The organism is Paenibacillus castaneae, assembly GCF_002884445.1.
Classification (GTDB): Bacteria; Bacillota; Bacilli; order Paenibacillales; family Paenibacillaceae; genus Pristimantibacillus; species Pristimantibacillus castaneae.
This window is the reverse complement of the sequence record NZ_KZ614144.1, coordinates 1,464,315-1,478,112: the sequence shown is the minus strand read 5'-3', so window position 1 is coordinate 1,478,112 and position 13,798 is coordinate 1,464,315. Positions and strand designations below refer to the sequence as shown.

Below are 13,798 nucleotides of genomic sequence, written 5' to 3'. Positions count from 1 at the left end.
ATATTTAAGTTCAATTTCATGAAACAAATCGTATATAATAGTAAAGATATTCTAATTAAGCATATCAAATAAAATAAAAGGTGTAACTACTAATGACAACCTCTATTCAAAAAAAGATTATCTCCAGCAGTTCTATTCGTTAAAAAAGTTCTTATATATACGTTCATAAAAAAATGAAACTCATAGTAGACAAGGAAAGATCCTTCTTGTATGGTTAAACCATCCAATATGAGACACTGGCTTACAAATGAATCCTTACTAGTTCCTCCGATTAAAGGAATTACACAAAAATATCTAAGACGAAAGATCAATCTGTTACGACAATATAATAGCATTCTATAAACTTATCGTTACATTGAGATAGCATGATATTAATGGGACACTCCCCAGATCGACCGCGGCAATTGTTTGATGAACAAGTAAAGCAAAAATTGTAATTTAATCTTTTTTACATTTGGAGATACATACTTCTAAAGGAGAGCAACTGATGAAAACTGTTTCAATTCTAATACCTGCTTATAATGAGAAAGACGTTCTGAATTTATTATATGAGAGATTGACAACAATTATTGATAATATAGGATACTACCAATTTGAAATATTGTTTGTAAATGATGGTAGTGTTGATAATACTCTAGATATTATCAAGTCCTTTAGAAAACTTGATAATAGAATCTCTTATTTAAACTTATCTAGAAACTATGGTAAAGAGACAGCAATGATAGCCGGATTGGATTATGTAAAAGGTGATGCTGTGATTATTTTGGATGCAGACTTACAAGACCCACCAGAGCTGATCCCTGAAATGCTAAGATACTGGGAAGAAGGTTATGATGACATCTTCGCCAAAAGACGGAGCAGGGCTGGCGAAACGTGGCTAAAAAAGATAACCTCATCCACTTTTTATAAAGTACTCAAAAAAATGTCTAATATACCCATTCAGGAAGATACAGGTGATTTCCGGTTATTAGATCGTCGATGCGTAAATGCATTAAGAAAAATGCGTGAGTCCCAAAGATACACAAAAGGCATGTTTAGTTGGATTGGATATAAAAAGAAGGAAATATTATTTGATAGAGATCCTAGGGCAGCAGGAGAAACAAAATGGAGTTACCTTAAGTTGATAGATCTAGCGATAGAAGGTATTACTTCGTTTACAATTGCACCACTACGCTTTTCAGCTATTTTTGGATGTATTATTTCTTTTTTTGCATTCCTCTATATGCTTTGGACCATAGGAAAAACGCTTATTTTTGGTGAAACCGTTACAGGATATCCTTCACTGATGACTGCTATTCTGTTTTTAGGAGGGATTCAATTGTTATCTATAGGAATAATTGGAGAATATTTGGGTAGAGTTTTTAATGAAACTAAAAACCGTCCTCTCTACTATATTGATGAATATAATAACGAAAGAGAAAATAATGAAATAATTAATCCAGATTCTATAGTGGCGATTTCAAATTATGTAAGTAAGTGATGTATGTAATATTTATCCAATCTATAATAATATTCTTTTAATGATTATACATAGCATAGTGCTAATATGTAAGTAATAAACTACTATCAAAATAAGTGAGCAAGTAATTAAAGGAGCTTTTAAATAATGAATTATAAAAAAGGAATAATTCTATTTTCTTCAACTCTATTTATGTTTATCTTAGCAATTAACATCTTTATGCCCTACACAGCAGATGAGTATAATTACAGTTTAGTTGCTGGAACTTTTGACCAGCGAGTCTCAAGTTTAATTGATATCGTACGCTCCCAGTGGAACTTGTTTTTCGGTTGGACTGGAAGAAATTTAGTGCATTTTAATTTGCAACTATTACTATGGACTGGAAAAGGTATCTTCAATATTCTTAATACAGTAATGTTTGTTGCATTGATATTTGTAATAATATTATTTACAAAACTTACTCGCTTTAATAAAAAAGAAGACTTTCTATCCATTATGCTTGTTTTATGTTTAGCATGGTTTGGTCTACCTGCATTTGGTGAAACCATTTTTTGGGAAGCTGGAGCAGTTAACTACTTATGGGTAGCAGTAGTAGGTTTGGTTTTCTTACTACCATATCGATATTTACTAGATGGTAAATACTTATTAAAAGATGACAACAAATCAATTGTGATTATGGTCATTCTAGGATTACTAGCGGGATGGTCTCAAGAGAATCAAGCAATAGTTAATTTGTTTATAATCGGGTCTATCTCCCTATATCTCTGGTTTGTGGTTAAAATTAGAACGTTACCAAAATGGTATTATGGTGGTCTGTCTTCTGTAGTAATTGGAAGTATGATACTTTTACTTGCTCCGGGCAATTTTAGCAGAAGCCATTCCGTGGATAATGAATTTACACTGAGTAAAAAGATTCAAAACTTCAAATATGGTACAGAACTAATTTTTGGTGAGCAAAGATATCTTCTTTTATTTTTAGGAGGAGTGATAATATTTCTTTTATCCATAATAATTTTTCGTAACAAGTATATTAAATCTAAAAAAACGGAAGTCGTCTTATCCATTGTATTCATTTTAGGTGGGGTACTTTCAGTTATTGCTATGTTCTTTTCTCCCACATTCCCTCCTAGGGCTTCATTTGCAGCTGGTATTGCATTTTTAGTTGCAATTTCTATTATAGTAAATGGGAACATTGTATGTTGGATAAACAGAAAACTTTTTAACTTACCACTAATTGCTGTAGTAATACTATTGTTCAATTCAATGCTATTTACTTTTCAACAATACAAACAAATGAATGATGAGCATCAAAATAGAATGAAAATTATAAAAGAGCATATTGAAAAAGGTAAGTTGGATGTGAAAATACCAATTTATCAAGATGTTAAATTTACTAAGCATTTATTTGGATGGGATATAACCGGTGATAAAGATCATTACTATAATATTATTATGCAAAGGTATTTTGGTTTAAATACTCTTAAAGGAGTTAAAGGCGATCAAATCGTGACAACTACTTCAATACAGGTTGAATTTGATTCAAACCTTGTAACTAATGATTACAGTGTTTATTATGACATCGGGAAAGGCTTTAATGATCGTCATATGTTTGGAGAATATATAAAAGATAGTGAACTTGCCAAGCAAGTAATATTTCCAATACCAGATGACACAGTTCAGAATTTAAGAATACAATTTGGAGTAGGGGAATATTTTATTCGTTCTATTAATGTTTTAACCGATAATAAGACCTATAAACTTACTCCTACAGAAATTAAAGATCTCTTCGTTCCAGGTTACGGAATTAGTGATTACGTTGTAATAGGGGATGCTGTGAAAGTAAAAGTTGATATTTATGGTGCATTTATCGAAATAAACGGCTTCAATCACCTGTTATCAAATAAATAATACGTTTTGATTATAATCCGATTATCTAGTAGAAAGACTTTTAGATAATCGGATTTATTCAATTAGAATATTGATACCATTCTTATCTGAATTATTCGCCGCATTGTCTTTCCATCCTTGCAATCTGCCAGCTATATTCCTCTAACTCAGCTTGGTGCCTTGTAAGTGAAAAGTAATAATGTTCTGTCGTACTCTCTACAGATGGATTGCCACATATTCTACAAGTTTTGTCTGAGAGGTTTGCTGGATCTAGTAAGGTCGAACAATAATCACATTGATCATCTCGCACAGATTTGTCGCAAGCAGGGAAGTTACCTTCTACATATCGATCAGGCAAAAAGCGTTAAGCGGCTTCGCAATAGGTTTGTTGTATTTCTTTCTTATACTAATAGCCATTTTACAATAAACGAAGAAACATGTGTTGGGCTTCATGATAGTGTAATTTCTGATCAGTACGTGTAGAAAGGTTGTATGTGAATCTTAGTTGTTTAAAACACTCCGCAAAATCCTTATGGTATCGATCTGTAATCTCACTAGGGGTAACACCTGTTGAGTCGCTTGAACATCAACAGGGGGACCATGGCAATCACTGCCCGATACATATAACACCTTTGCTCCCTTCAAACGATAGTAATGTGCCAATACATCTCCCGCAATAAACTTGTAAGTCACCCTAGATGTAGTGAACCATTTGCATAAGTCCACGCTCCACCAATAGATATAGTCTCCAATATGAGCGCCCTGCAAAACGAATACAGTATCTGTAAAATGTAACCCAGTGCCTTGATGGTACTGGGTTTGTTGTATAATGGAAGAAAAGTAAAGTGAGATGAGTCTGTTGTTGCACGTTGGTAGACAAAAAAACGCATCATTTCATGCGGAATTATATAATCTTGTACCTGTCACACCAAGCAGTAGTGATTATGGAAAACAGCTTCCCTCCCTGTTGGCGTAGACACAAGCAAATGGCATCATAGTAACCGTAATTATTGCAGATACCGCCTACTCAGCTAAAGACAATCTAGCGAAGAAGAAAAAAGAAACGATACAACCTGTTGTCCCATTGAATCCCATTGTCCACCATGGGGGAGAGCAACAGGAAGGATTTGAGTACAACAAAGATGCAAATGTTGTGATGTGTCCTACTGGCCAAAGCAGTACAAGGAAGTAAGCAAAGCGGAGAGAGTCGCTCCCTTGTGTTTTATTTTGATGTTGAGAAGTGCAAGACCTGTCCGCTAAACTAGGGATGTTAAAAACTGGGGTCCAAGAGCAAGTAATATTCGATTCGTATCATTGCAGAACATTTTAAGGAACAGATCGCGTTTGAGCTTAGCGATACGTTTAAAGAACGAATAAATCGGAGACCCATAATTGAACACAAAAACGCAGAGATGAAGAGGTTTCACGGGATGGCAACATTTAAATACCGAGGTTTATTTCGCATGCGAATACAAGCCTACCTCACTGCATTTGTTGTAAATGTGAAACGAATGGGGTGCAGTTCAGAACTAGCTGCTTTTTTTAATCCGCATGATCACATTTCCATTTCAAAGCTCACTTCTTCTCAAAAGCAGAACTTTTGTAGGGCTCTCCCTAAGGCAACCATTTCACTAGACTAATTACACTTTCTATTTCATTAATACTAGAACTATTTTACTTTGTTATATGTTACAATGTTGATAATAGGGGATTAAATAGTTCCTTAGCATCTTTATTATTTTTATTTTATTCATAAACTCTACTCCAATCCGCAAAATACTCTTTGTATTTTACTCCCCTCAGGAGAAACACATCTCAACATGTTGTTGGCTTACGAAGATAATAAAAAACTTACATAATCATTTAAATTGTTTATAACGAATTAAATTTTATTCATTGTATAATTAATTGTAACTACTAATTTATTCAATATAGCTACATACTTCTAAAGGAGAGCAACTGATGAAAACTGTTTCAATTCAAATACCTGCTTATAATGAGAAAGACGTTCTGAATTTATTATATGAGAGATTGACAACAATTATTGATAGTATAGGATACTACCAACTTGGAGGAATACAATTACTTTCAATAGGGATAACTGGCGAATATTTAGGTAGACTTTTTAACGAAAAAAATAATAACGATACTAAACTAGTAGTGTCTAATTATGTGAGTAAATGATGAGAGGCAATAAAAGAGAAATTATAACTTATATTATCTTTGGTATTCTTACGACAGCTATTAATCTTATTGTATATGTGATTCTAACCAAAGTAAGTGGGATAGATTATAGAATTGCTACTACAATTGCATGGATTGTTTCAATTCTTTTTGCTTTTATCACGAATAAGATCTTTGTTTTTAGAAATGTAAATCGCGGAGTTTTCTTAATAGTTAGAGAGTTAATGTTATTTGTAGCTTTTAGAGTTTTATCATTTGTGTTAGATATAATACTATTAATTGCGTTAATTCAAATACTTCAAATGGATGACCTGATTTCTAAAGTTATTACCAATGTTTTAGTTGTAATTCTTAATTACATAGCTAGTAAGGTATACATTTTTAAAAGTAGTAAGCAAACTAAAGAGGTTTAAAAATGATAAATTACAAAAAAGGAATAATTTTATTTTCTATAGTACTATTTGTGTTTATTATGGCAATAAATATTTCCCAACCTTATATAGCTGGTGAATACAATTATAGTAATTTCTGGAACTAGTGACCAATAAGTATCAAGTTTAATAAATATAGTAAAATCTCAGTGGAACTTATTTTTTACATGGACCGGAAGGAATTTAGTACATTTTAATTTACAACTTTTGCTTATGACAGGAAAAGAGATCTTCAATTTTCTAAACGCAATAATGTTTTTTATTGATATTTTTACGTAATAACCTGGCGATATGTATCGTCGCTGGGCGATTGAAACGTTCTTTAAGTGGATGAAGCAGCATCTGCGAATCAAGCATTTTCACGGTCAAAGTGATCGTGCGGTTCACAACCAGATTTGGATCGCACTTATCGCCTTCTGCTTGCTCTTTCTCGTGAAGTTGGAGGCGAAGGTCGATCACAGTCTGTTACAACTGAGCCGATGGTTGACGAAATTACTGTGGCAGCCCTACACCCAGTGGTTGGAACGGATGAAGCAAAAGCCGAGTCGAGAATCCAAAGGAAGGTGACGAAGAGAAGCAACCGTTTAATCGGAAAGTCGCCTAACTACTTACTCACGTGAACACATTTACATAAATTATCCAAATGAAAAGAGCTATCTCTAAGAGGATCTTGACCTTTTGGATTCGCAGCCTAAAAAACGTTATCTCAATTTTCAGACATATAGAGGATTAGGGTTTATGCAACGCTAGTGATAAAAGATAGTGAGCTTGCCAAGGAAACAGTATTCCCAATACTAGAAGATACAGTTCAGAATTTAAAAATACAATTTGGGAAATACTTGATTCGCTCTATCAAAGTTGAAAAAGCTAATAAATCTTATAAGATTGCTCCTACTAAATCATAAGTTATTTTGTTCCTAGTAATGGAAATAGCGAATATGTTGTGACAGAAGATCTTGTAATGGTAAAAGTTGATAGCGATGATTCTTTTCTCGAAATAAGAGACTTTAAATATAAATTTTCAGATCTCTAATATTTTTTATGAAATAATAATTAAAAAGCAAGGTTGTAGAGAATATTTGATGAAAACCGTACATAGAAAAAAATCCATTCTAAAAATGGAAAGTTGACTCGGTCGTTGTGTTGACTTAAGTATAGAACAGATAAAGTGGGACCTAACTAGGGCTCACTTTTCTTTTTTATGTTTTATCATAGCGCATGTAATTAACCAAAAGTATGTGGACAGTCATTCGCTTCTGTGATGGCAGGAGCGACAGATTGCCCATTTGGACTGACAATCTTGCTGAAGACTTAACATGCCGATTAGACCATTCAGCAATTGCTTCATAAATTTCGCTACGGATATCGCATATTCGCCGCGCTGCCTTAGGGAGGAACAAACGATCTATCCACAAGCGTTAGCAACGGATAGTGCAAAGTGAGCACCTACAATGTTGAGTCAGAATGAAGAAATCCAAACCGACTGGAAAGCCTGCGCAGGTAGCAGAACATGTGTTACAACTGTAATTTCAAGCAGATGCACCATTACAAAAACTCGTGACGGATATTACGTATTTGCTGTTTGGCGGAAGAACGATATACTTATCAAACTTTTTGGACTTGTATTCCAGAGAGATTATAGTTTACCGTATAGCAGATAAACAAGAAACATCATTTGTGTTCTTGATACGTAGAATCAACTCCCGAGCCGACCAGGAATGATGCTCCATAGCGGTCAGGGCAGTGTGTATATGTAAGTCAGAGGCCTATCAGACGACCGTAAAAAGGAAACGGCATTACCATGAGCATGTCCCGCAAGTGAACGCCCGCTGATAATGCCTCATGGAATCGTTTCTTTCCACTCTAAAGTCTGAAATTCCCTTATAGGTCTCACATATACAACGAAGTTAATCGTTGTACAGAACGTTCGAGACTATATTGCCTGCTATCACTTAACTCGCCATCCAAATCTAAATAACTAGTCGCTTGTTGATTTCCGTCGGCTGGCTGTTTAACTTGCAAGGTGTTTTGATCTCTGTCTCACAGACAAGGGTTAGTCCCTAATTTGCTTGAGTATTTTATTCGTTTCTTCTGTCATTTTCTCAGTGTAATTATCAATGAGCTTCACCGTGAATTGCATTACTCGATGGTAAAGTATATCTCGCTCAGTAATCTTATTCATCTATTGCAACCGATCCGGGTCGTTCATCTATACTGTTTGATTAAAAAATAATTAGACTCTTGCTATCAGTAGCAGCGCCTTAAGTAAAACACTTTCCATTTTAGATTGCCTATATAATTTATTTTTAAACGAATATTTCAATCTTTTAGATACTGAATACGTTACATAAGCATTAAATTCTGTAAGTGTTTCAATTTCGCTAAAGCATACTTTATTACGGTTCAATACAGAATTAAACTCAAGAGCTTGTATTGATCTTATGTTATTATGTAATTTCAAAAAAACGTTCCTAAATTTTTTGCTCCATTTCTTAAATATCGATCGTTCTCCGCCTATTAAATTATTCGAGTGTTGTCTGTATAATATGTTTGATTGCTTATCAAAATAAACTCTACCAAACGCAGAAATACATAAATACATCCACCAATCATGCATAATAATGTTTTGGGTATTTGGTCTTAATTTAATCAAAAGTTTTCTTGCAGGTATATTGATTATCATCGTGCATCCAACAACAACGTTTTCCACAAGAGAATTATTAAGCTTCAATGGTCTCTTGGGTACGGGAGGCCATTCGACTAATCGTTTTAAATCCTCATCAACTAAGGTTGTTCTTGAACAATATAGGATTGGACCATCTTCCATCGAATTGGTTATATAATTTATCCCTGCAAAAAGCTTATTCGGCAGCCAATAATCATCTTGATCAGAAAATGCAAAGTAGTCAAACATCTCATTACTATTTTTCAATAGCTCTAAAAAGCTATCTTTCACTCCAATATTTTCAGCAGCATAAAACATTATTTGATCACTATATTTTTTCATAAACGAATTAATTATTTCAACTGTTTTATCTGTAGAACCATCATCTCGAATTAAAAGATGAACATTTACATTTTCCTGATCTAATATACTTTGTATTTGCTCACTAATATACTTTTCACCATTATACGTCGACATTAGTACTTGGACGTTAAACATTAACCTTTTCTCGCAATTAGGGAAAATTTTATTTTTCTCAACTTCTGATGAAACTTAGGATATCTCACTCTAATATGCTTTTTAAGTTTCTCGAACATAATTGACCTTGAAGCAGACAATTTAACGTTCTTATAATCCTCCGCAATCACATACCATTCGAAAAAGAACTGATGATTTTTCTTAAGTTCTTCCTTCTCGATATGTGGTTTATTATTGAAAATGTCATGTACTGCATCTACAAATTGCTCCGCTGCTTCATCCCAATTGTGCCAATCCCCTGCTGTTTTCAGAGCATTAACTTTAAGTTCGTTTAATTTAGTAGAATCTTCTTTTAACATATTAATATATTCAATAATTCTCTTATCATCGTCTTTTTGTGCAACTAAACCATTGTAGTCAGATACGATGTATTCATCATGTCCTGTTACGTTATAAGTTATAGATGTCCCTCCACAATGAAACATTTCAAGTGGTGGACCAAACATTCCTTCTACATAACTAAGCTTTATAATAACATCACATGATCTATATATATTTGCCGTTTCAAATATAGGTACTCTTGAAAAAACCCTATCGACTCCAGGATATGTATCTACCGGACTAGAAGTAAGCAACCATATCTCGTCTGCCTTAGAATTCCTACACAACTCAATGGTCTTAGGAACGTTTTTGAATCCAACATCAATGGGTCCCTCAACTAAAATTCTTAGTTTTCCTTGTTTCCTCTCAGCATATCTTTCGCCCTCTGTTGAATAGATATCTTTGCGAATTCCATTTTTGACGAGGTACGCTGATTTATTACATTCCGTTTTTAGGTACATCTGTATCCATGTCGCTTCAGTTATTATATGTAGAGGTAAATGATAGGTTGATTCAACAAGCTGTCTCAATGGTTTTTCATGAAGGTCGTAAAAGCGAGACTCAATCGATTGCACAAAGTATGCGTATGTACTCGCAGTGATACGAGTAATTTCATATACCGTTCTCCACCATGTTGCAATACAAATATCATAATTATCCGTCATAGCTTCGTCATAGGTTCTCCAATTTAATATCCTTGCTTCCGGGTGCCAGTGTAACCTTTCCATATTTACTTTTTCTTCAGTAATAATAGTTACTTCTTCTCCATTTTTTTTTGCTCTAATTGCATGCTCGAAAATGACATAACTTCCACCACTTATGTCAGGAGACCCGAGTAATATTGCCCACTTCATTTGTTACCTCTCCTTCACTACCTTAATTCACATAAGAACTCTTATATATGGGTTTTCAACTTATCAATCTCACTATAAAGTTGCTTAATCAAAGCATCTCGCTCATCAATCATATTAGTCATGCTCTTTATTGCATCGTCTCGATCATCTATCATACGAGTCATATTCCTAATTGCTTCATCTCTATCCTTAATCATACTTTCAAAATTATTAATAACTGAAGTTGAATCATCAGATTTATTCTGAAATTCCTCTGTTTTATTAAAATATTTTCTTTTCTTATACCAACTATAAAGGGGAATTAGTACACCAAGCCCCTTCTCTTTTAGTGTAATTGGAGCCCAAAAACTATTGGAGAAGAATCCATGAGGATTCCTTATAAGTTGAAATGCATTATTTATTCTATATACTATAGTACGCTTCTCTAATACAGCATTGAACTCTGTAAATTCAAAAACACCAAAATTTTCATAGTGATAGAGTTTATCAAAAAAAGAAAGTTCTTTTGTTGTAGGCGAAAGTACTAAATCAGAATGAATAAGTGCAAATTCATTTATGAAATTTTCTATATCCAAACTTCTTAAACAGAATATTTCACAAATTTCTTCAAACGTCTCAAACATTCCATTTTGCGCTGGTTGAACTATCTTTTCAAATATCTCTTTTTCTTTCTCATTTTGTATTGTTAATACTCCAACATCAGTATTATTGTCTTTATAAATATAACGATCAGCGCTGCCATGAGTTGCACCCAACATTATTTCGAATAATGCTCTATTTTCATTAAATACTGCAGTTTGATTATTCTTATGAGATACTATCGAAAAAACAATACCTTTTTTATCATTATCTTCTTTCATGTTTCCCAAAGCGACAAGCCCAACATAATACCCGTTAATTGAAACCTGTCCATCATATATATTATATATGTTATCTTGAATTGTTCCCTTCCAACCAACATCTACAATGTGCAATGACTCCATGTTCTTCTTACCACTTAAGTTGCTCACGTATAATTTAAAAAGTTTTTTTTGTTGGGTTCTAACATTTTCATAATAATCTTGAAACGCCTTGTTCTCTAACAAGATACGAAACGGTTCACTTGTAGGGAAATCTTCTTCTTTTTTATTTAAATTAATTTGTAGGTTCAGTGCTAAACTATTTATAAATTCTTCTTCAAAATTCAAACTTGACATGAATTCATATGAGCTGATTTTTCTATATTGTCTAAAGAGATTGTAAAAATCCTCTTGGGTTAATTCCTTTAATGAAGGTAAAAACGTCGACTTTCTAGAAACTTTTAAATAATGTGATTGGATCAGTCGAGAATCTCTGTAGCCTTCAGCTTCTTGATATCTATCGAATAAAACTTTTAAGTATTCTCCTTCTCTAGATAAAAAGAACACATCTTTTACACCCTTGCTAACTAAGTCTTCATATAATTTTTTTGTGAAATAAAAAAGTGAGAATATTATGTTATTAAATGGAGATTTAAATCTATTATCCTTTGCTAAAGCTAGCACATTATCAGAAATTTGCTTATTGTTCTGAAATTTATTTTCTTTCATAAATCTATCATAGAAAGCTACTTGTTTTGTACGATTGATTAAATGAGAATGTATGCTTTTACTTTGAGGTATTTGATGGTCTGACACCTCATTATCGCCAATCATTATAATTTCAGAAGGCCGAATGTCTTTTGACTCCATAACAAAATCAAATAAGCGTCCCGTTCTCTTGGTGAGCAAATACTCACTCGAAACTACAAAATCATCAATATATTCTTCTATCTCATGATAAATAAACAATCTTCGGATAGCTTCCTCTGGGAGGTAAAAATCCGAAACACAAATTACTTTTAATTCTGTCTTAAGTTTTATTTCTTTTATCGTTTCTAACCATACGGGGTCAACATATTGCACTGCTGTCTCTACGTCAATTTCAATATCTAAACATAAATCATAAAAACTCTGATAATCTACTTCGGGTGCTAATATATTTTCTTGCTTAAAAACCATAAATAAATGACCAATTAATTGGTCGTAAGTAAATTCTTTATCTTTCCCGGCACGTTCATTGCTAGTACAAGTTTCAGCTTCTACTCTATTTCTGATGTTGTATATTTCTTGAGCAGTAATTCTACTAGCTAGTTGAATACTGATTCGTTTAGCCCAAATCATCTTTGTATATTCAGGGTGCACTTTCCTGAGTAGAATAGTATCAAATATATCAAAGAAAACATATTTCAAAGATTTAATGTTTGATATACGTTTAATAGCTTCCTTCATCATTACACTCCTAGTTATCTACTTCTTTTTAAAATTAATAATAATTTTTTTGGATTTATAATAATTAATCAATTCACATTGTTCTGTATTCTTAGCATTCAATTTATTCAACTCATTTTCTAAATAACTTAATTTCTCGAGTTCAGCACTTAAACGCGAATTAACTTTTTCTAACTCTTCATCTCTTTCTATTACCAATTTTTCCACAGCTGCTAGTGCAATATCTCTTTCAATGACTAATTTTTCCGTTGCTTTTAATGCAACATCTCGATCGTCTACTAATCTCTCCGTTGCTTTTAATGCAACATCCCGTTCGACTACTAATCTCTCCGTTGCTTTTAAAGCAATATCTTTTTCACTAACTAATTTTTCAATATCAATTATGGTATTATTAAGATTTGAAATATTCTTTTCGTTTTTGGTAATAAGCTCATCTCGATCCTTCACCATATCGGACAGGTCATTGTTCTTAATTTTCTCAAACTCAAATAGTGCTTTATATTCATATATTAAAGCGATATCTTTAAAGTTTTCATGTTCTAATTTTTCATATATGTCTCTACCTTTTGGAAATAACATTCCTAGTCCCCAACTATGTGTAAATTCATAATGGGGGTAGAGGCTCTTAATCTCCTGCCAAAATTGATTCGATCCATATTCTAATGGGCTATGTACGTCATGAAATAATATTATTCCATTTCTATTAAGCTTAGGTAACCAAGTAGTAAAGTCATGTTTGACCGCCTCATACGTATGAAGACCATCAATATGAATAATATCAACAGAATCATCATCAAAATCAGATAAAGCATCATCAAACGTTTTTCGAAGTAAGTTAACATTAATATCATTAAAGTATTTAGATACCGTCTCACTCACAAGTCCTATTACCTCTTCGCCATAGTAACCGGCTTGCTCATCACCACCCCAAGTATCTACTGCATATAACTCAGTTTCTAATTTGTGGTCTTTTATTGATTGCGCAAACGAAAACAATGAGCAGCCATAGTGACTGCCTAGTTCTACAATTCGGACCGGCTTTAAATATTCAACAAAATCATATGCAAATTTACGATGTCCTTCCCAAGGGGCAACACGTAATTTACTATTTAATTGATCAGACTCAAATATCGGATTTTTAATTCGCCATTTTGACAACTTGAATCATCTCC

At 33.2% G+C, this 13,798-nt stretch carries 10 protein-coding genes and 3 pseudogenes; 8 read left to right on the top strand and 5 right to left on the bottom strand.

The annotated features are described in order from the left end of the window. The first annotated feature begins 487 nt into the window (after window positions 1-487). Both CEF13_RS06230 and CEF13_RS06225 read left to right on the top strand, forming a co-directional pair. Entirely contained in the window at window positions 488-1,480 is a 993-nt protein-coding gene (locus CEF13_RS06230) for a glycosyltransferase family 2 protein (RefSeq protein ID WP_102709914.1), read from the top strand. A gap of 126 nt (window positions 1,481-1,606) precedes the next feature. After that, window positions 1,607-3,367 carry a DUF3329 domain-containing protein gene (locus CEF13_RS06225; RefSeq protein ID WP_102709913.1) on the top strand — a complete coding sequence of 587 codons (1,761 nt, stop codon included), beginning with the start codon at window positions 1,607-1,609 and terminating at the stop codon, window positions 3,365-3,367. Between the two features lie 91 nt (window positions 3,368-3,458). Here the strand turns inward: CEF13_RS06225 and CEF13_RS06220 are convergent. Then, window positions 3,459-3,976, bottom strand: a pseudogene (locus CEF13_RS06220) (class I tRNA ligase family protein). 271 nt (window positions 3,977-4,247) lie between these two features. On the opposite strand from CEF13_RS06220, the pseudogene CEF13_RS29140 reads away from it, so the two are divergent. The 6 genes and pseudogenes from CEF13_RS29140 to CEF13_RS29655 form a co-directional block, all read left to right on the top strand. Next, window positions 4,248-4,860: pseudogene (locus tag CEF13_RS29140) on the top strand (transposase); the annotation flags it as partial. Between the two features lie 448 nt (window positions 4,861-5,308). After that, window positions 5,309-5,530 carry a hypothetical protein gene (locus CEF13_RS06210; protein ID WP_102709911.1) on the top strand — a complete coding sequence of 74 codons (222 nt, stop codon included), beginning with the start codon at window positions 5,309-5,311 and terminating at the stop codon, window positions 5,528-5,530. Then, window positions 5,530-5,943: a GtrA family protein gene (locus CEF13_RS06205; RefSeq protein ID WP_102709910.1), complete on the top strand. Its 414-nt coding sequence runs from the start codon at window positions 5,530-5,532 to the stop codon at window positions 5,941-5,943. The genes CEF13_RS06210 and CEF13_RS06205 overlap by 1 nt, the downstream gene beginning before the upstream one ends. A gap of 147 nt (window positions 5,944-6,090) precedes the next feature. Then, the gene (locus CEF13_RS29660) at window positions 6,091-6,240 is read left to right on the top strand and encodes a DUF6056 family protein (protein ID WP_424991978.1); all 150 of its coding nucleotides are present in this window, start codon (window positions 6,091-6,093) and stop codon (window positions 6,238-6,240) included. 12 nt (window positions 6,241-6,252) lie between these two features. Then, entirely contained in the window at window positions 6,253-6,528 is a 276-nt protein-coding gene (locus CEF13_RS06200) for a transposase (RefSeq protein ID WP_102709909.1), read from the top strand. A 981-nt stretch (window positions 6,529-7,509) separates the two neighbouring features. Continuing rightward, window positions 7,510-7,683, top strand: a pseudogene (locus CEF13_RS29655) (hypothetical protein); the annotation flags it as partial. 511 nt (window positions 7,684-8,194) lie between these two features. On the opposite strand, the gene CEF13_RS06195 reads toward CEF13_RS29655, so the two are convergent. From CEF13_RS06195 to CEF13_RS06180, 4 genes are read right to left on the bottom strand one after another with little or no spacing between them, the layout of a single operon-like run. Then, window positions 8,195-9,124, bottom strand: a complete 930-nt coding sequence (locus CEF13_RS06195) for a glycosyltransferase family 2 protein (protein WP_102709908.1) — start codon at window positions 9,122-9,124, stop codon at window positions 8,195-8,197. Continuing rightward, window positions 9,124-10,338 carry a glycosyltransferase gene (locus CEF13_RS06190; protein ID WP_102709907.1) on the bottom strand — a complete coding sequence of 405 codons (1,215 nt, stop codon included), beginning with the start codon at window positions 10,336-10,338 and terminating at the stop codon, window positions 9,124-9,126. Before CEF13_RS06190 ends, CEF13_RS06195 begins: the two co-directional genes overlap by 1 nt. 41 nt (window positions 10,339-10,379) lie before the next feature. Continuing rightward, window positions 10,380-12,626, bottom strand: coding sequence for an HAD family hydrolase (locus tag CEF13_RS06185; protein ID WP_102709906.1), 2,247 nt, complete (start codon window positions 12,624-12,626; stop codon window positions 10,380-10,382). 18 nt (window positions 12,627-12,644) lie between these two features. Beyond that, complete coding sequence (locus tag CEF13_RS06180; protein ID WP_208414644.1) at window positions 12,645-13,784, bottom strand: class I SAM-dependent methyltransferase; 1,140 nt, start codon at window positions 13,782-13,784, stop codon at window positions 12,645-12,647. Window positions 13,785-13,798 lie beyond the last annotated feature (14 nt).

Excerpts from the sequence above, each read along its gene's own strand:
- CEF13_RS06190 (WP_102709907.1), bottom strand. The coding sequence starts at position 10,338 with ATGAAGTGGGCAATATTACTCGGGTCTCCTGACATAAGTGGTGGAAGT.
- CEF13_RS06205 (WP_102709910.1), top strand. The coding sequence starts at position 5,530 with ATGAGAGGCAATAAAAGAGAAATTATAACTTATATTATCTTTGGTATT.
- CEF13_RS06225 (WP_102709913.1), top strand. The coding sequence starts at position 1,607 with ATGAATTATAAAAAAGGAATAATTCTATTTTCTTCAACTCTATTTATG.
- CEF13_RS06185 (WP_102709906.1), bottom strand. The coding sequence starts at position 12,626 with ATGAAGGAAGCTATTAAACGTATATCAAACATTAAATCTTTGAAATAT.
- CEF13_RS06210 (WP_102709911.1), top strand. The coding sequence starts at position 5,309 with ATGAAAACTGTTTCAATTCAAATACCTGCTTATAATGAGAAAGACGTT.
- CEF13_RS06195 (WP_102709908.1), bottom strand. The coding sequence starts at position 9,124 with ATGTTTAACGTCCAAGTACTAATGTCGACGTATAATGGTGAAAAGTAT.
- CEF13_RS06230 (WP_102709914.1), top strand. The coding sequence starts at position 488 with ATGAAAACTGTTTCAATTCTAATACCTGCTTATAATGAGAAAGACGTT.
- CEF13_RS06200 (WP_102709909.1), top strand. The coding sequence starts at position 6,253 with ATGTATCGTCGCTGGGCGATTGAAACGTTCTTTAAGTGGATGAAGCAG.